At 77.8% G+C, this 18,353-nt stretch carries 14 protein-coding genes; 8 read left to right on the top strand and 6 right to left on the bottom strand.

The window, feature by feature from the left end:
* Window positions 1–121 precede the first annotated feature (121 nt).
* On the top strand, window positions 122–277 hold the full coding sequence (locus tag VER05_RS07985) for a hypothetical protein (RefSeq protein WP_324844841.1): 156 nt from the start codon (window positions 122–124) through the stop codon (window positions 275–277).
* Window positions 278–325: 48 nt separating this feature from the next.
* Here the strand turns inward: VER05_RS07985 and solA are convergent, their stop codons facing one another.
* Window positions 326–1,504 (bottom strand): N-methyl-L-tryptophan oxidase, encoded by a 1,179-nt coding sequence (gene solA / locus VER05_RS07990; RefSeq protein ID WP_324844842.1) that lies wholly within the window; start codon window positions 1,502–1,504, stop codon window positions 326–328.
* 147 nt (window positions 1,505–1,651) lie between these two features.
* The gene (locus tag VER05_RS07995; RefSeq protein ID WP_324844843.1) at window positions 1,652–2,716 is read right to left on the bottom strand and encodes a PfkB family carbohydrate kinase; all 1,065 of its coding nucleotides are present in this window, start codon (window positions 2,714–2,716) and stop codon (window positions 1,652–1,654) included.
* Between the two features lie 495 nt (window positions 2,717–3,211).
* On the opposite strand from VER05_RS07995, the gene VER05_RS08000 reads away from it, so the two are divergent.
* The 5 genes from VER05_RS08000 to VER05_RS08020 are packed head-to-tail and all read left to right on the top strand — an operon-like array spanning window position 3,212 to window position 12,053.
* Window positions 3,212–4,546 (top strand): ABC transporter substrate-binding protein, encoded by a 1,335-nt coding sequence (locus tag VER05_RS08000; RefSeq protein WP_324844844.1) that lies wholly within the window; start codon window positions 3,212–3,214, stop codon window positions 4,544–4,546.
* A 4-nt stretch (window positions 4,547–4,550) separates the two neighbouring features.
* A complete protein-coding gene (locus VER05_RS08005; protein ID WP_324844845.1) occupies window positions 4,551–5,495 on the top strand; it encodes a sugar ABC transporter permease in 945 nt (314 codons plus the stop codon).
* Entirely contained in the window at window positions 5,492–6,409 is a 918-nt protein-coding gene (locus VER05_RS08010) for a carbohydrate ABC transporter permease (protein ID WP_324844846.1), read from the top strand. The genes VER05_RS08005 and VER05_RS08010 overlap by 4 nt, the downstream gene beginning before the upstream one ends.
* The gene (locus VER05_RS08015; protein WP_324844847.1) at window positions 6,406–10,953 is read left to right on the top strand and encodes an alpha-galactosidase; all 4,548 of its coding nucleotides are present in this window, start codon (window positions 6,406–6,408) and stop codon (window positions 10,951–10,953) included. The genes VER05_RS08010 and VER05_RS08015 overlap by 4 nt, the downstream gene beginning before the upstream one ends.
* Window positions 10,954–10,970: 17 nt before the next feature.
* The gene (locus VER05_RS08020; RefSeq protein ID WP_324844848.1) at window positions 10,971–12,053 is read left to right on the top strand and encodes a LacI family DNA-binding transcriptional regulator; all 1,083 of its coding nucleotides are present in this window, start codon (window positions 10,971–10,973) and stop codon (window positions 12,051–12,053) included.
* Here the strand turns inward: VER05_RS08020 and VER05_RS08025 are convergent.
* Window positions 12,038–13,252: a dipeptidyl aminopeptidase gene (locus VER05_RS08025; RefSeq protein WP_324844849.1), complete on the bottom strand. Its 1,215-nt coding sequence runs from the start codon at window positions 13,250–13,252 to the stop codon at window positions 12,038–12,040. The genes VER05_RS08020 and VER05_RS08025 overlap by 16 nt on opposite strands.
* 132 nt (window positions 13,253–13,384) lie before the next feature.
* Here VER05_RS08025 and VER05_RS08030 point away from each other — a divergent pair, with 132 nt between their 5' ends.
* The gene (locus VER05_RS08030; protein ID WP_324844850.1) at window positions 13,385–14,815 is read left to right on the top strand and encodes a PQQ-binding-like beta-propeller repeat protein; all 1,431 of its coding nucleotides are present in this window, start codon (window positions 13,385–13,387) and stop codon (window positions 14,813–14,815) included.
* A gap of 13 nt (window positions 14,816–14,828) precedes the next feature.
* On the opposite strand, the gene VER05_RS08035 is transcribed toward VER05_RS08030, so the two are convergent.
* The gene (locus tag VER05_RS08035; RefSeq protein WP_324844851.1) at window positions 14,829–16,631 is read right to left on the bottom strand and encodes an alpha/beta hydrolase; all 1,803 of its coding nucleotides are present in this window, start codon (window positions 16,629–16,631) and stop codon (window positions 14,829–14,831) included.
* Window positions 16,632–16,821: 190 nt separating this feature from the next.
* Here VER05_RS08035 and VER05_RS08040 point away from each other — a divergent pair, with 190 nt between their 5' ends.
* Window positions 16,822–17,229 (top strand): PPOX class F420-dependent oxidoreductase, encoded by a 408-nt coding sequence (locus tag VER05_RS08040; RefSeq protein ID WP_324844852.1) that lies wholly within the window; start codon window positions 16,822–16,824, stop codon window positions 17,227–17,229.
* Window positions 17,230–17,236: 7 nt separating this feature from the next.
* Here VER05_RS08040 and VER05_RS08045 read toward each other — a convergent pair whose 3' ends face one another.
* Both VER05_RS08045 and VER05_RS08050 read right to left on the bottom strand, forming a co-directional pair.
* Entirely contained in the window at window positions 17,237–17,848 is a 612-nt protein-coding gene (locus VER05_RS08045; RefSeq protein WP_324844853.1) for a GNAT family N-acetyltransferase, read from the bottom strand.
* 90 nt (window positions 17,849–17,938) lie between these two features.
* A partial coding sequence (locus tag VER05_RS08050) for a cation:dicarboxylate symporter family transporter (protein ID WP_324844854.1) occupies window positions 17,939–18,353 on the bottom strand: 415 nt, incomplete at its 5' end.

Below are 18,353 nucleotides of genomic sequence, written 5' to 3' on the forward strand. Positions count from 1 at the left end.
CGGTGACCCGACCGGGCGGTTGACGGCCCGGCGCCGCCGCGGGACCGTGGTCGCACCGGTCCACGGGAGGGGGGCGACGACGATGTCGCTGCGGTGCACGGTCGGACGGCACGCCTGGCGCGTGCGGCGGAACCCGGAGAAGGGCGGCGCCCAGGCGCTGTACGAGGTCTGCGCCCGGTGCGGGCGGGACCGGCCGGTGTTCGAGCAGAGCGACGGCAGCGGGCTGGCCGTGCTCGGGCTCGGCGGGACGGCGGGGCCGGGGGCCGGGCCGGCGTGAGCCTCGCGGGCTGCTGCGCGGGGTGCCGCGCGGCGCTGCCGCGAGGGCTCAGGCGTGCAGGCCGAAGTCCGCGGCGTACCCGGGGTCGGTGATCGCGGGCCGGGTCAGGGAGAACAGCCTGATGTCGTGCGGCGTGGACCCGGCGGTGACCAGGTCCGCCAGCACCGAGCCGACGAGGCCGGCGAACTTGCCGCCGTGCCCCGCCCCGTTGAACACCGCGACGTGCGGGTGCCCGGGCACGGTGTCCAGCACGAACTCCCGGTCCGGCGGCATGTCGTACACGCAGACGGCGCTGCGCAGCGCGGGTCCCGCCGCGGCGGGCAGGTGCCGCGCCAGGAACTCGCGGGACCGCTCGGTCGTCGCCGGGTCCGCGTGGTGCGTGCGGCCCTCGCTCGTGACGAAGTGCCCGCGCATGTCCCGGGCGATCTTCACCGCCGCCTCGCCGTAGACGGGGAAGCCGTACATCACCTCGTCGCCGTGCCACACCCAGATCGGGAACTTCTCCGGCGTGAAGTCGGCGAGCCGCGCCGACGCGACGTAGTCGACCTGCTCCTCGGACAGCGTCAGCCGGAAGTCCAGCCCGAGGTCGGGCATCAGGTCGCCGAGCCAGGAGGCCGCGGCCACGACCAGCCCGCCGGCCTCGACGTCGCCCGCCGAGGTCCGGACCGTCACCCCGCCGTCGCGCACGTCCACCCCGGTGACCCGGGTGCGCGGCCAGAACTCGACCCCCGCCGCCAGCGCGAGCGACGTGTGCGCGGACACCGAGCGGCGGATGTCGATCAGCCCCGCGTCCGCCTGGAACAGCGCGGTCGTGCCGTCGGGCACCCGCCACTGCGGGTACCGGTCGCGCAGGTCGGCGGTCGACAGGTCCTCGAACCGCGCGCCGCCGGCGGCCATCGCGTCCCGGAACACGGCCAGGCGGTCGGCGCCGTCGGCGGTCGGCGGGGCGAGGTCGAGCCCGCCGGTGCGGGTGAGCAGCGGCAGGCCGGACTCGCGCTCGACCCGGTCCCACGCGGCGTACATCGCGTCGGTCAGGTGGACGTACTCGGGCCGGTGGTAGGACCGCCGGATGATCCGGGAGTGGTCGCCGGACGAGCCGAGCGCGTTGACCAGGTCGAACTGCTCGACGACCAGCACCCGCTCCGCGCCCGCGCGGACGAGCCAGTAGGCGGCGGCCGAGCCGACCGCGCCGGCCCCGATGACGACGTGCGAGTAGGTGCGTGCCACGCGCCGCACGCTAGCCCGCCCGGTCCCGCCGGTCGACGGGCGTCCACGCCGCGCGCGGAGGTTGCGGGCGGGGCGCAGGAGCGGCGGCCGGCCCGGCGTGGCGCGCAGGGCGGCGGCCGGGGCGCCCGGCCGCAGGCCGCCGGGGTGTCAGCCGTGCGCCGCGCGGGCCCCGGCCGCCTCCGCCGCGACCGTCGCCGCGTCCAGGTCGGGCCGGCCGCCCGGGTGCCCGACCGTCCGGCGCGCCGCGACCGCGGCCCACCACGCCGCCTCCGCCGGCTCGCGGCCGCTCGCCAGGGCCACGGCCAGCGCGGCGGTCGACGCGTCGCCGGCGCCGGTGGGGTCCACCGGGTCCCCGCCGAGCAGCGGCGTGACCACGTGCCCGCCCGGCCAGGCGACCACGTCCCCGTCCGCCCCGGCGGCGAGCCGGACGACCCGGGCGCCGCGGGCGACGAGGTCGGTGGCGGCCGCGACCGCGTCCGCGACGCCGCGCACCGGCCGCCCGGCGAGCGTCGCGGCCTCCGCGGCGTCGGCCCGCAGCACGGCCCCCGCGGCGAGCAGCGCGCCCAGCAGCGCGCGGTCGGCGGTCGCCCCGTCGGCCACCACGAGCGGCGCGGCCCCGCTCGCCGAGGTCGAGGGTCTCCCGGCGCTCGGCTCCCGGGAGCCCTCGGCCTCGGCGGAACCGCTCGATCCCGGCGGGGGAGCGAGCGCGCGGAGGGCCGCGTGGAGCGCGGCCGGGGGCTGCTGCAGCTGGAGCAGGACGGCGTCGGCGGCGCGGAGCGGGTCGGCCGACGCGGCGACGTCGGCCGGGGTGAGCAGCACGGCGGGCTCGACGTGCTCGAGCAGCCGGCGCTCGCCCGGGGGCCCGACGACGTCGACCAGCAGCGCGGTCCGCGCCCCGCGCCGCACGACCACCCCGTCGACGCCGAGCCCGGCCGCCCGCGCCTCGTCGCGCACCGACCGCCCGGCGTCGTCGTCGCCGACCACCCCCACCAGCTCCGCGGCGGCCCCCAGTTGCGCGCAGGCCCGCGCCTGGTTCGCGCCCTTGCCGCCGAGCAGCTCCGACCGTCCGCGCACGTCCGCCGAGCCGCCCGCGTCCGGCACCCCGTCGACGGTCAGCACGAGGTCCCGCCCGACCTGCCCGACGACGACCACCCGCACGCCCGTGCCGGTGCTCGTGCTCGTGCCCGTGCCCTCGCCCGCGTCGCTGCCCATGCCGCCACCCTCGCCCGCACGCCGGCCGCGCGCACCCGCACCCCCCCTGCGCGCGGGTGACCCGCGCCGAGATGGCAGCTCTCGGCTGCGGGCGAGCGGGCGCACGCAGCCGAGAGCTGCCATCTCGGCGGAAGGGCCGCGCGGAGGGTGCGCGGGGGCAGGTGCGCGGGAGGGGGCACGGGGGGGCAGGAGCGCCGGCGGGGGGCGGGGGCAAGGGCGCGGGAGGGGGCGCGGAGGCAGACGTGCGGCGGGAGCGCGAGGGCAGGGGCGCGCGTCGGGAGCGCGGATGCGGGCGTGCGGGCGGGAGCGCGCCGGGGTGTCCGGTTCGGGGTGGTTGTCGCCCCGGCATCGGCCTGATAGCGTTATCACGCCGCGTGATAGCGATTTCACAGACGCGCAAGGGCGACCCCCCAGCGTCCCGCGGCCCGGCCGGTGCCTCCAGCGACGGACGCAGCCGGCGAGTGCCTCGACAACGATGACGACGGACGGAGAACCATGCGCGCGACCCGATCTGCCCGGACGCTGGCCGTAGCGGCTGCGGCGGGCGCCGCCCTGCTGCTCACCAGCTGCGCCGGCGGCGACCTCACCAGCAGCAGCGGCGACGGCGGCGACGACGCCGCGAGCACCTGGAACGACGCCACGGCGGACCTGTCCGGCGTGACGATCACGTTCGGCGGCGGCACCGCCGGCGGACCCCTGGACGGCGCCATCGAGGCGTTCCAGGAGGAGACGGGCGCGACGATCAAGCGCGTCACGTACCCGGACCCGTACGAGCAGAACCTGCAGACCCGCGTGGCCACCGGCGACATCCCGGACCTCGCGTCCTGGCAGCCGACCACGAGCATGCTCACCGCGCTCCAGGCGCCGGCGAACCTGCTGCCCCTCGACGACGCCCCCTGGCTCGACTCGATGGACCCGGCGGTGCGGGACATCGCCGGCTTCGTGGACGACACCCGGTACGCGGCGATCGTGTCCTCGCCGTCGGTGATGGGCGTCTACTACAACAAGGCGGTGTTCGAGCAGTACGGCATCACCGAGCTCCCGCAGACCTGGGACGAGATGCTCGAGGACGCCCGCACGATCCAGGCCGGCGGCGGGACCGCGTTCGTCGAGGCCGGCGGGGCGCAGTGGCCGACCCAGTGGGCGGTGCAGATGCAGCTGGCCGAGGCGGCCCAGGACGGGCTGTGGGACGAGGTGAACGCGGGGGAGACGGCGTTCACGGACAGCCCGATCATCGACGCGATCACGACCTACCAGGGGATGGTCGACGAGGGCCTGTACAACGCCGACCTGCGGACGGCGACGTTCGAGGACCAGTCGGCGCACCTGTTCGCCGGCGAGGGCGCGATGGCGCTCCAGGTGAACGCCCTGCTCGAGCAGCTGCTCACCCAGTACGACGCGCAGGAGATCGACGACACGCTCGGCTGGTTCCCGATCTCGGCCGAGGGCACCGTCGCCACGACGATCCCGGACAACAAGAACGGCATCGTCGCGTTCAAGACCGGCGACGCGGAGCGCGAGGCCGCGGCCAAGCAGTTCCTCACGTTCCTGATGACCGACTACTACCCGACGTACATCGAGGACGGCGGCCTGGTGTCGATCGTCACCGACGTGCCGAACCCGGACACCGTCCCGCAGCTCGCCCAGGACATCGCGGCCTCGCTCGGCAACTCGGTGGGCTCGATGCAGTCGCTCGCGATCGCGAACCCCGATCTGTACATCAACCTGGCCTCGCTGCTGTACGGCGAGATGACGCCGGAGCAGGTCGCCGACGCGACGCAGCAGCAGTTCGCGCAGCTCGCCCAGGCCCAGGGCGCCGAGGGCTTCTGAGCCGATGGCCACCACCGCACCCGCGCCCGCCCGGACCGCGCCCGCCGCGGCCGGGCGGGCCGCGGCCCCGGCCGCACGCCGGCGCCGCGCCGTCTCGTACCCGTCCTGGATGCTGTGGCCGGCGTTCGCCGCGCTGCTGGTGTTCTTCCTGGTCCCGACGCTGCTGAACTTCGTCTACGCGTTCACCGACTGGTCGGCCTTCAAGCAGGGCTTCGGCTTCGTCGGCACGCAGAACTTCCAGCGGCTGTTCGCGGACGGCTCCCTGCTGTCGTCGCTGCGGGTCACGCTCGTCTGGGCGCTGCTGGTGGCGCTGCTGCAGAACGGGCTCGGCTTCGTGCTGGCCCTGCTGCTGGAGGGCGACACCCGGGTCAACCGGGGCGCGCGCATCGTGTTCTTCCTCCCCGTGCTGCTGTCCCCGCTCGCCGTCGGCTACGTGTTCCAGGCGCTGCTGCGCCCCGACGGCGCGCTGAACGGCGTGCTCGGCGCGCTGACCGGCACCGACGTGTCCATCGCGTGGCTCGGCAGCACGACCTGGACGATCGTCGTGGTGTCGGTGGTGCAGGCCTGGAAGTGGATGGGCCTGTCCATGCTGATCTTCATGGCCGGCCTCAAGACGATGCCGACCGACGTGCTGGAGGCGGCGCGGATCGACGGCGCCTCCTGGTGGCGGACGCTGTGGAGCGTCCGGTTCCCGCTGCTCGCCCCGGCCGTCACGTTCAACGTCGCGACCGCCCTGCTCGGGTCGATGAACGGCTTCGACACCGCGACGGCGCTGACCAACGGCGGCCCCGCCCGGAGCACCGAGCTGCTGAACATCTTCATCTTCCGCACGTTCGGCCAGGGCCTGTACGCCCAGGCCACGACGATGAGCCTGGTGCTGTTCCTGACCGTGGTGATCGTCGCGCTGCCCGTGATCCTGTACCTGCGCCGCCGGGAGAACGTCCTGTGACCGCCACCCCCGCCACCCTCGCCGCGCCCGCGGCCCGCGCCGCCCGCCGGCCCGCCCGCGCCCGCCGCCCGGGCGGCCCCGGCTCCGGCCGCCGCACCGCCGGCCGCGTGCTGCACGACGTCCTCGTGGTGCTGCTCGCGGCGGTCGTCGTCGGCGTCCCGCTGTGGCTCGTGCTCGTCACGGCGTCCAAGACCACCGCCGAGGCCGCCCGCCCCGACCTGAGCCTGCCGACCGAGCTCGCCCTCGGGGACAACCTGCGCCAGGTGATCAGCCAGGGCGAGGTCCTGCTCGCGCTGGGCGGCAGCCTGCTCGTCACCGTCCCGGCCGTGGTGCTGCTCCTGGTGCTCGGCTCGGCCGCGTCCTGGGTGCTCGCCCGGCGCACCGGCCGGTGGAACGCGGTCCTCTACACGGTCGGCATCAGCAGCATCGTGCTGCCGCCCGCGGTCATCACCACCGTGCTCACGGTCCGCAGCCTCGGCCTGCAGGGCACCGCGGTCGGCATGGTCGGCGTCTACACCGGCATGTTCATGGGCACGGTGATCTTCTTCGTCACCGGCTTCGTACGGAACCTGCCGATCGAGCTGGAGGAGGCCGCCCGGCTGGACGGCACGACGCCGTTCCAGCTGTTCACCCGGATCGTGCTGCCGATGCTGCGCCCGGTGATCGCGACCGCCGCCATCCTGACCACGCTGTCCATCTGGAACGAGGTCTTCTACACGTTCTTCGTGCTCGGCGGCGGGGACACCACCACGCTGCCCCTCAACCTGTACAAGGTCGCCAGCGCGGCCCAGTACGTCAACAACTGGAACCTGATCTTCGCGTACGTGGTGCTCATGAGCCTGCCCATGATCGTCGTGTTCGCGGTCGCCCAGCGCCGGATCATCTCCGGTGTCACCTCGGGAGCCGTCAAGTGAGCGCCGACCTCAGCCCCGACGCCGGCCCCGGCACCGCCGTGGCCGCCGGGACCGTCACCCTCGCCAACGACGTGGTCGAGGTCGTCCTCGCCCACGCGCCCGACGCGCCGGTCCGGGTGCTCCGGCTCGGCGCCCCGGGCGCGGGCCACGACCTGCCCGCGTCGCAGCCCGCCGTCGAGGTGGTCACCGTGGACGCCGGCCGGACGCCGGCCGCGGACCGGCTGTCCGGCGGCACGGTGAGCGCCCGGCTGCGGTACGCCGGGCACCGGCTGGACCGGGACGGCGACCGGCAGGTCCTCGTCGTCGACCAGGCCGAGGAGGGCGGCTCGCTGCGGGTCGCCCTGCGGCTGGAGCTGTGGGACGGCGTCGCCGCGGTTCGGGCCCGGGCCACGACCGCGGTCGACCCCGGCGCGCCCGGCCCCCGGCAGCTGCTCGCCGTCGCCCCGCTCGCGCTCGCGGTGGGGGCGGGCGGCACCGGGGACCCCGACGCGCTCGCGGTCAGCCTGGCCGCGAACCAGTGGGTCGGCGAGAGCCGCTGGCGCACGCTCCCGCTGCGCGACGCCGGGGTGCCGGACGTCCGGGTCGCCGCGCACGGCGGCGCCCGCGGCACGCTGTCCCGGGCCTCGCGGGGCCTGTGGTCGACCGGCGACGCGCAGCCGGTCGGGGTGCTCGCGGGTCCGGCGGGCGCGTGGGCTTGGCAGGTCGAGTCGACCGCCGGGTGGCGCTGGGAGGTCGGCGAGCACGTGGCCGGCGCGTACCTCGCGCTGTCCGGGCCGACCGACCTCGACCACGGCTGGAGCCGGGTGCTCGAGCCGGGGGAGGAGCACGCGTCCCCGGCGGTCGCGGTCGCCGTGGGCGCCGACCTGGACGGCGCGGTCGCCGGGCTGACCGGCGTGCGCCGCGCGGTCCGCCGCCCGCACCCGGACAACGCCGCGCTGCGCGTGGTGTTCAACGACTACATGAACACGCTCATGGGCGACCCGACGACGGACAAGGTCACGCCCCTGGTGGACGCCGCGGCCGACGCCGGCGCCGAGGTGTTCTGCATCGACTGCGGCTGGTACGACGACACCGACGGCTGGTGGTGGAGCGTCGGCGCCTGGCAGCCGTCGACCACCCGGTTCCCCGGCGGCGGCCTGCAGGCCCTGCTCGACCGGATCGCCGACCGCGGCCTCATCCCGGGCCTGTGGCTGGAGCCGGAGGTGGTCGGGGTGACCAGCCCGGTCGCCGACCTGCTGCCCGCCGACGCGTTCCTGCAGCGCAACGGCGAGCGGCTGGTCGAGCACGGCCGGTACCACCTGGACCTGCGGCACCCCGCGGCCCGGGCGCACGTGGACGAGGCCGTGGACCGGCTCGTCGCGATGGGCGTCGGGTTCTTCAAGCTGGACTACAACGTCAACCCGGTCGCGGGCACCGACGTCGGGGCGGACAGCCCCGCGGACGGCCTGGTCGGGCACGCCGCGGCGCACCGGGACTGGCTCGAGGGCGTCTTGGAGCGGCACCCGGACCTGCTCCTGGAGAACTGCTCGTCGGGCGCCATGCGGGCCGACCCGGAGCTCCTGCGGCTGCTGCCGCTCCAGTCGACCTCCGACCAGCAGGACCCGCTGGCGTACCCGCCGATCGCGGCCGCGGCGCCGCTGGCGATGCTGCCCGAGCAGGCCGGCTCCTGGGCGTACCCGCAGCCGGAGATGACGGACGAGGGCATCGCGTTCACGCTCTGCACCGGGATGCTCGGCCGGATGTACCTGTCCGGCCGGGTCGACGCCATGACCCCGGCCCAGCGCTCGCTGGTCGCCGAGGCGGTGGCCGCGCACAAGCGGCTGCGGTCCGACGTGGCGACCGGCGACGCGCGCTGGCCGCTGGGCGTCGAGCAGTGGGCGGCGCCCTGGGTGGCCGCCGCGGTCGACGCCGCGGACGCCACGCACCTCACGCTGTGGCGCCGCCCCGGCGCGCCGGCGACGGTCGAGGTGCCGCTGCCGCAGCACGCGGGGCACGACCTCGTGGTCACGACGACGTTCCCCACCCGGCTCGCGGCGTGGGCGACCCGGTGGGACGCCGACCGCGGCGTGCTGGTCGTCGAGGCCGCGGGCGACGAGCCGGCCGCGCGGACGCTGCGGCTGACCCGCGGCGCCCCGGTGCAGCGGGCGCGGGTCGACCTGGCCGCGCGCACCGGCGCGGTGCACGGCGGCGCGACCGGGATGCTCTACGGCCTGGTCGAGCCCGGCGTCCCGGCGCCGGCGCTGCTGGCGGGCGTCCGGCCGCGGACCGTCGCGCAGAAGTCGCCGGGCGGCCTGCAGCACCCGGGCGGCGACGCGCTGGAGCTGCTGGACGGCTTCGTGGCCGCCGGCGGCGCGGACGTCTACGTGTACGTGCAGGACGCGCTGCGGCAGTGGCCGTACGAGGAGGTCGGCATCGCCGCCTACCTCGACGTGCTGCGGGACGCGGTGCGGGCCACCGCCGGCCACCCGGAGCGGGACCGGCTGGTGTGGGTGCCGTTCAACGAGCCGGACTGGATCTGGTACGCCGACTGGTCCGACGCGGGCCGGGACCGGTTCCTCGCCGACTGGGACGCGGCGGTCGCGGTGATCCGCGCCGAGCACCCGGGCGGCCGGATCGCCGGGCCGAACGAGGCGGACTACCACCCGCGGCGGGTCCGGGACGTGCTGACCCACGCCCGGGAGGCCGGCACGCTGCCGGACGTCGTGTCGTGGCACGAGCTGCAGCCGCGCACGATGGAGACGTACCGGGCGCACCTGGACCACCTGCGCGCCCTGGAGCGCGAGCTCGGGATCGGCCCGGCGCCGGTGAACATCGACGAGTACGGCAACCGGCGGGACATGTCGGTGCCGGCGCCGCTGCTGCTGTGGGCCGAGGCGTTCGAGACCACCAAGGTCGACGCGGACCTCGCGTACTGGACGCTCGCGGGCAACCTCGACGACCACGCCGTCGGCGCCGCCCGGCCGAACGCGGGCTGGTGGCTGCTGCACTGGTACGCGTCGCTGCGCGGCGAGACCGTCGCGGCGACCGTGCCGCACCCGGGGGTTCGGGACTCGCTGCGGGTGCTCGCCGCGGTCGACGGCGACGGCGCGGCGACCGCGCTGGTCGGTGGGACGGCCGACGCGGTCGAGCTGACGGTGGCCGGGCTGGCACCGGGCGCGCGGTACCGGCGGCGGGTCGCGGTCGCGGCGTGGAGCGGCTACCAGGGCGTGCTGGAGGCGCCGCCGGTCGAGGCCGACGGCGTGCTGACGGCGGGTCCGGACGGGGTGGCCGTGGTGCGCCTCGCCGGCGGCGACGCGGCGGCGGTGCGGCGGGTGGACCTGGTGCCCGCGGGCGACGCGGGCGATGCGCCGGCGGGTGGCGGCGACCCCCTCGGGCCGTGGCAGGCCACGGTGGGCGTCGACCCGGCGCGGGTCGCCGACGGCGCGCTCGTGCGGCACGGCGACGACCCGCAGCACTACCACGGCACCGGCGCCGCCTCCGTGCTCGCGCTGGCGCCGGGGACGGGCACGGTGACCTTCGACGTCGTGGTGCCCGCGGCCGGCGCGCACGTGGTGGGCCTCGGGTACGGCACCACCGGGGTGCCGGGGCGCGCCGAGCTGCGGGTCGACGGCGGCGAGCCCGTGCCGCTCGATCTGCCGGCGACGCTGGAGCCGCGGTACACCGGCCGGGCCGACGTGCTGCTGCCGCTCGCGGCGGGGGCGCACGCCGTCGAGGTCCGGGGCGCCGGCGACGCGCCGCTCGCGGTCGACCACCTGCGGGTGCGGGCCGTCGCGCCCGGGGCGGCGCGGTACGACGCGGTGCTCGCGCGCCGGTCGGCCGGCTGCCGGGCCGCGGGGGCGTGGGCCGTCGCGGTGCCGGCGGGGGAGCGGCTGACGTTCTTCGTCGTCGCGGCGCGGGCCGGGGCGCACGCGGTGCGCGTGGTGCCCGGGGCCGCGGCCGGCGCCGCCGGGACCCCGACCGTGCTGGTCGACGGCCGGCCCGTGCCCGACGGCGCGGCGGTGGCGCTGTCGGCCGGGGTGGCGCAGGTCGAGGTCGTGGCCGCCGACGGCCCGATCGCGGTGGCGGCGCTCGAGGTCGAGCCCCTGCCCGACGCCCCGGCGCTCGCGGCCGGCGCGGCGGACCTGGCGCTGACCGGGTCCGCGGCGCTCGCCGGGGGAGCGCCCGCGGCGGTGGTCGGCCTCACCGGCGACGGCGCCGCCGCGCTCGACGTCGGCGGCCTGCCCGCGGGGGACCACCTCGTCACGCTGACCGTCGCCAACGCCCACCGGCTGTCGGGGCACGAGTACAACACCGACGCCGTCGTGCAGCACCTGCGGGTCGGGCAGGCGGGGGCCGAGGCCGTGGTGCCGGTGCACCACACCGTGCACCACGACTCGCCCGACGAGGTCGGCGTCGTGGTGCCGCTCGTCCCCGGCGGCGGCCCCCTGGTCGTCGGGGGCGTCCCGGGTCGGCCCGGTCCGGGCGCGCGGCTGGTCGCGGTCGCGGTCCGGCCGTGGCTGATCGACGCCCCCACCGGCGCGGACGCTGGAGGTGCGCGCGGGTGACCGGCCACGATGGGGGCATGACCGGGACGGGGCTCGTCGAGGACGACGGCGGCGCGGGGGCGGCTGCGGCGGTGCCCACCCCCGCCCGGCCCGCCAGCATCAGCGACGTCGCCCGCGCCGCCGGCGTCTCCGTGCCGACCGTGTCCCGCGTCCTCACCGGCGCGGCGCGGGTTAGCCCGGAGCGCCGGCAGCGGGTGCTCGACGCCATCGAGGCGCTGCGGTACCGGCCGAGCGCCACCGCGCGGGCCCTGGTGTCCGGGCGGCGGGACCAGGTCGCGGTGATGACCTCGGAGACCGCGGTGCACGGCTACTCGACGACCATCAAGGGCGTCGAGACGGCCGCGCGCGCCGCGGGGCACCCGGTGGTGATCTCGGTGGTCGAGAGCCGGGACCCGGAGGAGATCGACCGCGCGGTCCAGGTGGCGCTCCAGCTGCCGCTCGCGGGGATCGTCGTGCTCAAGTTCGACGCGGTCGGCGTGGCGGTGCTCGACGCGCTGCCCGCCGACGTCCCGGTCGTCGCGGTGTCGGGCGAGGCGGACGGCCGGCACCCGCAGGTGGTCCTCGACGAGGAGTCCGGCGCCGCCGAGCTGGTGCGCTACCTGCTCGACCTCGGCCACCGCACCGTGCACCACGTCGCCGTCCCGCCGTCCCGCGCCGAGGACGGGCGCACCACCGGCTGGCGCCGGGTGCTCGAGGCCGCGGGTGCCGAGGTGCCCCCGGTGCGGCTCGCGGACTCGTTCGGGGCGCGGTCGGGCATCGCGATCGGCCGCGAGCTCGGCGCCGACCCCGGCGTCACCGCGGTGTTCTGCGGCAACGACGAGGTGGCGATGGGCGTCATCCGCGGGCTGGAGGAGGCCGGGCGCCGGGTGCCGGAGGACGTCAGCGTCGTCGGGTTCGACGACCACCCGCTCGCCGAGGTGTGGCGGCCGGGGCTGACCACCGTGCACCAGGACTTCGAGGCGCTCGGCGAGCGCGCGTTCGGCCTGCTGGCGGCGCAGCTCGCGGGCGACCGGCGGCCCACGCTGTCGTCGGCCCTGCCGTGGCTGGTGCGCCGGGGGAGCGCGGCGCCGCCGCCGGCCGCGGGTCAGTCCCGCAGGTAGCCGTCCAGCCAGTCGAAGACCCGCTGGTCGGTCAGGGAGCGGGCGAGCGGCTGGCAGTGGCCGTCCGCGCCCTCGGCGGCGGTGAACGGCGCGAGCGTCGACACGGTCGGGGTCAGCGCGGCGAGCCGGCGGGACTGGCCGGGCCAGAACGGCTCGCCCTCCGGGTCGGTGAGGAGCAGCGGCGTCGTGATGCGGTCGGCCACGTCCGCGACGTCGTACCGGCGCACCTCCCGCAGCGTGGCCGCGTACCCGTCGGCGCCGTACGGGCGGGCCCGGAACCGCCAGGTCCGGGCGGTCGTCCGGGACAGCCGCATGCCGAGCGCCATGTCCCGGTCGAACGCGTGGTCCTCGCCCTTGTCCAGCAGCTGCAGCAGGCTGCCGGGCACCTCGTGCTCCCAGGACGCGGCGACGGACACCACCCCGGGGTCCAGCACCGCGGCGACCGGCCGGTGCTCGAAGGCGAGCGCCCGCGCGACCCAGTACCCCGCCTGGCTCACGCCGTAGACGGCCACCCGGTCCCCGTCGACGTCGGGGCGCGCCACGACGGCGTCGAGCACCGGCGTCAGCACCTTCTCCCAGTCCGGGCGGAACGGCACGCCCCGCTCGAACAGCAGCGACTGCTGCCCGGGGCCGTCGAACACCAGCGCGTGGTACCCGCGGGCGAGCGCCGCGGCGACGCACTCGACCCACAGCGAGGTGAGCGAGCCGTCGCTGCCGTTCACCGCCACCACGGTCGGGCGCGGGCCGTCGCCGGGCGCGCGGAACAGGTAGCCGGGCAGCGCGTCCCCCTCGTACGGGACGGACACCCGGACGACGTCGAGGTCGGCGTGGTCGACCCACGCGTCCCACGCGCGGCGGTGCGCGCGGAACGTCGGCAGCAGGTCGTCCTCCGACTCGAGCGCGGCCACCGCGTTCACCGCGACGGCCAGGTAGGCGGAGGCGCGCAGGTACGCCCACGCCGCGCTGACCCGGTGCCCGCCGGCGGCGGAGGCGTCGCCCTGGGCCGCGACGCGCTCGCCCAGGTCGCGCCACGCCGCGAACCACGCGTCGTGGTCCTTGACGTGCACGCCGTCGACCGCGGCGAGCACCTCCCCGACGTCGGCGGCGCCGTGCACCGCGCGGCCGAGCGTGCTGCGGATGACCTCGTCGCGGTCCTCCTGGGGGGAGAACCGGGTGGGGTGCGTGCGGTGGCCGGGCATGGTGGTTCCCTCCGGGAGCGTGGTCGGGTCGCGCCCCACGCTCCTCCGGGACCCGGGCCGCCCGCCTCACCCGGCGCGGTCGATCCGGCCGGAGCACCCCCGCGGCGCGGTCCGCGCCCGTAGGTTGGCGGCATGGGGGAGCAGCGCGTGGACGTGGTGCTGGACGAGCCCGCGGCGGGTCGCCCGGGGCGCGCGGGGGCGGACGCCGGCCAGGACCGCGTCCGGGCCCGGCGCGCCGGCCTGCTGCGCGCGCTGCGGCGCTGGTGGCCGGTCCCGGTGCTGGCCGTGGCCGGGCTGGTCGCGACGCACGCGGTCGGGGAGGCGCGGGCCGAGGCCGCGGCGGAGCGGCTGCGCGGGGTCGACGGCGTGCTCGGCGCGACGGTGCGGCCCGGGCTGACCGCCCGCGCGTGGCCGCCGCGGTCGCGCGCGGAGATGCTCGTCGCCGAGGGCACCCGCACGACGGGCGGCCTGCTGGCGCTGCCCTGGATCCAGGAGGGCGGCGCGTGGGACGTCGTGGCCGTCGACGCCGCGACCGGCGGCGAGGCCTGGCGCACCCGCCTGGTCGGCCCCGCGCCGGAGGGCGAGTTCCGGGACGTGCGGTGCGTCCCGGACGCCGCGCCGGCCGCCGCGGCCCTCGGCTGCACGGTGCTGACCGGCCCGCTCGACTGGCGGGAGTGGCGCGGGACGCTGCTGCGGGTCGACCTCGCGGACGGCCGGGTCGCGGACGTCGGCGACCTGCCCGCGGGCGCGTCCGCGGTGCTCGTCGGCGACGCGGTGGTCACGGCCCGGCCCCAGGGCGAGGGCGTGGCGGTGACCAGTGCACCCCTGGGTGACCCGGCCGCGGTGACCTGGCGCGCGGACCTGCCGGGCCTCGTCGTCCCGGACGGCGACCCCCGGCCGTGGCTCGAGGTCGCGGGCGGGCACGTCTGGGTCGGCGGGGACACGGTCACCTGGTCGGTCGCCGCCGCCACGGGCGCGGTCGAGGGCTCCGGCGCGCACCTGGTCCTGGCGCGCGGCGACCGCGTGGTCGACGCGCCGGGCAGCACGGGGACCCGGGTGCTGGCGACCGACGGGGCGGTCCGGACCGAGGGCACCCCGGAGACCGCCTACCCGGACGACGGGTCCGTGCCGGACCTGATCCTGCTCCGGCGGTACGACGGCTCGTCGCCGGACGGCTTCCTGCGCGCCGTCGACGCGGCCACCGGGGCGACGGTCTGGGAGCGGCCGCTCGCGCTCCAGGCGGGGACGAACCTCGTGGTGCTGGACGGGCTCGTGCACGGGGCCACGCGGGACGCCGTGTGGGCCGTCGACCTGGCGACCGGCGAGGACCGGTGGACCACGCCGGGCGACCCGGGCGTCGGCGCGGCGCTGATGTCCGACGGCCGCGCGCTGCTCCGGACCGAGCGCGACCCGGACGACGGCACCCCGCTGCTCGCGGCCTACGGGCTCGACGACGGGCGCCGGCTGTGGGCGGCGCCGCTGCCCGAGGGCGTGTCGACGGTCCGGGCGGACGGCGCGGTGCTCCGCGGCAGCGGCCCGGACAGCACCTGGGTGCTGGACTGAGGTCCCCCGGACCTCAGCCCGCCGGCGGCCGCGCCTCCAGCACGGCCCGCACCCGCGCCGTGTCCGCGTCCGACCAGCCGTCCGGCGCCGCGACGGCCACCCAGCCGTCGAGGGTCAGCGCGTCGTAGTTGTGCCCGTGGCCGTCCGGCACCGACTTGGAGTTCACCAGGTCGAACGTCAGCTGCCAGAACGTCACCAGCGGGTACCAGGTCATGGTGAGGCCGCCCTCGCCGTCCTGCGGCTCGGCGAGCCAGTCCGGCCGGCTGAGCAGCAGGTCCGGGCCCCACCAGACGATCGGGTCGGACGCGTGCTGCAGGTACAGCACCCGCGGGTCCTCCCACGCCGTCGGCGGCGTCGCCATCTGCTCGGTGTCGCCGGCGAACCGCACCAGCAGGCCGCTCGCGTACACCGGCGCGGCGGACGTGGTGCCGGGGTCGCGGCGCTCCATCAGCGCGTGCCACACCGGGTTGGAGTTCGGCGGGCCGACCCACAGGACGCCGTCCGTGCGGGCGCGGATGTCGGCGAGCGAGTCGTAGGCGCTCTCCGACCCGAACGAGCCCAGGCTCTCCCCGTAGGCCAGCAGCTCCGGGCGGTCGTCCGCGGGGAGCTCGGCCACGCGGGCCTCGACCGCGGCGGCGAGCGCCCGCGCCTCGTCGGCGGCGCGGGACCGGTCGACCAGGAACGACAGCCAGCTCGGCAGGTAGGAGTACTGCGTCGCGACGGTCGCGGTGTCGCCGCCGTGCATCAGCTCCAGCGCGGAGACGGCCGCGTCGTTGACCCAGCCGCTGCCCGTCGTCGTGACGAGCAGCAGCACCGCCCGGTCGAACGCGCCGGCCCGCTCCAGGTCGTCGACCGCCAGGGCCGCCCGCCCCTCGGGGGTGCCGGCGCTGTCCAGGCCCGCGAAGACCCGGATCGGGGTGCTCGTCGGCGCCCCGTCGGCCGCGGCGGCGAGCTCGTCGGCCGTCGGCCCCTCCGCGACGAACCGGCGGCCCTCGCGCCCGAGGGTGTCCCACGGCACGAGCGACCCGGGCGACCCCGACCGCTCCGACGCCTGCGGCTGCGTGACGCCGGGGTGGTCCTCGGTGTTCGCCAGGGCGAACGCGCCGTCCGCCGCCGACAGCGCCCGGCTCAGCAGCACGTCGTTCACCAGGACGACGGTCAGCACCGCGACCAGCACGACGGCCACCGCGCCGGCGAGCAGCCGCGGGAACCGCAGCCAGCGCTGCAGCCCGCGCTCGACCCGCAGGCCGACCCAGCGCAGCCCGCGGGCCAGCAGCACGAACGCGGCCGCGACCAGCACGAGCAGCGGCCCGGCGCGCAGCCAGTCGCCGGTGCTCGGCCCCGGCATGCCGATCGCCGCGGTCATCTCGCGCTGCCAGCGCGCGCCGTGGACCAGCATGACCGTCAGCGCGACCACGACGGCGACCGCCAGCGCCGGCAGCAGCCACGGCCGGGCGGCGGTGCGCACGCGCGGCGGGACCCGGTGCCGCGCGGACACGACCAGGCGCCGCCAGGCCGGCACGTGCCGGAGCGCCCAGGCGAGCGCCACGCCGAGCCCGTAGCCCAGCGCCGCCGAGATGCCGGAGACCAGCGCCTGGAACAGCCAGTCGCGGGGGAGCAGCGACGGGGTCATGGCGAGCATCGCGAACAGGGTGCCGCCGACGACGCCGGCGGGGCTCGGCGGGCGGGGCCGGCGGCGCCGCCGGGGCGGGGCGGCGGCCCCGGCCGGGTCCGGGTCGGCGGGGTCGGCGGGGTCGGCCGGGCGGTCCGGGTCGGGCGCCGGCGTGGGGGCCGGGGTCGCTGCCGGCTGCGTCATGGGCGGGTCCCTTCCTGGCGTGCCGCGGGAGCGCGCGGTGGGCCCGTCGCCGTCGGTCTGGCCCGATCGTCGCAGACCCGCGGGGCCGGGCGCGCGACCCGCGGCGGGTGGGTCGCGGCCGGGGCGCGCGGCGGGGCTGGAGGTGGGCGAGACTGGACCGCCCGCACCCGTCCCACCTGGAGGTCCGCCCGTGGCCACGCCCCCGCTGCCGTCCGACGCCGTCGCGCTGCTCCGCCGCCCGAACCCCGCCGTCATGGCGACCCTGCGCTCCGACGGCACGCCGGTGTCCGCCGCGACCTGGTACCTGTGGCGCGAGGACGGCCGGGTGCTGCTCAACCTCGACGGCACGCGCGTCCGCCTCACGCACCTGCGCCGGGACCCGCGCGTGACCCTCACCGTGCTGGACGGGGACGACTGGTACACGCACGTCACGCTCGTCGGCCGGGTGGTCGAGATCACCGAGGACGTCGACCGGTCGGGCATCGACGCCCTGTCCGAGCACTACACCGGCCACCCGTACCCGGACCGGGAGAGCCCGCGGTTCTCGGCCGTCGTGGAGGTCGAGCGCTGGCACGGCTGGGGCGCCCAGAAGAGCTGACGCGCGGTCAGGACGTCCGCGGCTCGCGAAGCATCGCCCACGGGCGCGGGCCCCGCACCGGGACCGGGCCGGTCGCGACGAAGCCGAACCGCTCGTACAGCCGGCGGCTCGCCGCGGTGGTCGCCTCCAGGTACGCCGGCAGGCCCGCCGCGTCCACCCGCGCCAGCCCGTGCCGGAGCAGCGCGGAGCCCACGCCGAGCCCGCGGGCGTCCGGCCCGACGGCGATCTCCTCCAGGTACCAGTGCGGCCGCCCCGGCCGGTGCCGCGCGTAGCGGGCCCCCTGCGCGGCGTACGTGGGCAGGTGCCGCAGGCCGACCGCGCGGACGACGGCGGGCACCTGCCGGAGTCGCTCGCCGAGCGGCGCGCCGTGCCCGGGCCCGTGCCACAGCGCCACCCCCAGCACCGGGCCGCCGGGCTCCGCGCGCGCGACGTCGACCGAGCCGGCCTGCAGCGGCCCGGACCGCAGCTGGGCCACGTGCAGGGCGACCAGCCGGGCGGTGCGGTCCCGGTCGCCGGGGACCATCGCCCGGATGACCGGGTCGTCACCCAGGACGTCGGCCAGCAGCCGCGCGCAGGCGGCGGCCTCGTCGGGGCGGGCGGTCTCGACGACGACGCTCACGGGGCGGGTCCTTCCGGCGGGGGCGGGTGCGCGACCCAGCATCGCGCACCCGACCGCGCCGCCGCCCGCTGCCGCCTGCCGCCGCCCGGGTCAGACGGGCTCGCGCGGCGCGGGGTCGGCGGCCGGGCGCGCCGGTTCGGCCACCGGGACCGCTTCCGCCGGTGCCGGCCCCGCCGCGCCCGTCGCGGCGAACTCCCGCGCGAACTCCTCGGACGTCGCGAGCCGCCGGTCCAGCGCGTTGAGGTCGACGTGCGCGTGGTCCCGCAGGAGCTCGTCCACGTCGACGCTGCCCGGGTCGGCGAGCACGGCCTGCAGCCGGTCGCGGTCGAGGTCGCCGGTCCAGCGCGCGATCACGATCGTGCCGAGCCCGTTGCCCGCGAGGTTGGTCAGCGCGCGCCCCTCGGACATGAACCGGTCGATGCCGACGATCAGCGCGATGCCGGCGACGGGGATCACCGAGTCGAAGGCCGTGAGCGACGCCGCCAGCGTGACGAGCCCGGCGCCG

Origin of the sequence: Cellulomonas sp. (assembly GCF_035634735.1) — a bacterium.
Taxonomy (GTDB): domain Bacteria; phylum Actinomycetota; class Actinomycetes; order Actinomycetales; family Cellulomonadaceae; genus Cellulomonas.

What these genes read in the sequence shown, in the direction of transcription:
- VER05_RS07995 (WP_324844843.1), bottom strand. Translation starts at nt 2,716, where the DNA reads ATGGGCAGCGACGCGGGCGAGGGCACGGGCACGAGCACGAGCACCGGC.
- VER05_RS08000 (WP_324844844.1), top strand. Translation starts at nt 3,212, where the DNA reads ATGCGCGCGACCCGATCTGCCCGGACGCTGGCCGTAGCGGCTGCGGCG.
- VER05_RS08005 (WP_324844845.1), top strand. Translation starts at nt 4,551, where the DNA reads ATGGCCACCACCGCACCCGCGCCCGCCCGGACCGCGCCCGCCGCGGCC.
- VER05_RS08020 (WP_324844848.1), top strand. Translation starts at nt 10,971, where the DNA reads ATGACCGGGACGGGGCTCGTCGAGGACGACGGCGGCGCGGGGGCGGCT.
- VER05_RS08025 (WP_324844849.1), bottom strand. Translation starts at nt 13,252, where the DNA reads ATGCCCGGCCACCGCACGCACCCCACCCGGTTCTCCCCCCAGGAGGAC.
- VER05_RS08030 (WP_324844850.1), top strand. Translation starts at nt 13,385, where the DNA reads ATGGGGGAGCAGCGCGTGGACGTGGTGCTGGACGAGCCCGCGGCGGGT.
- VER05_RS08035 (WP_324844851.1), bottom strand. Translation starts at nt 16,631, where the DNA reads ATGACGCAGCCGGCAGCGACCCCGGCCCCCACGCCGGCGCCCGACCCG.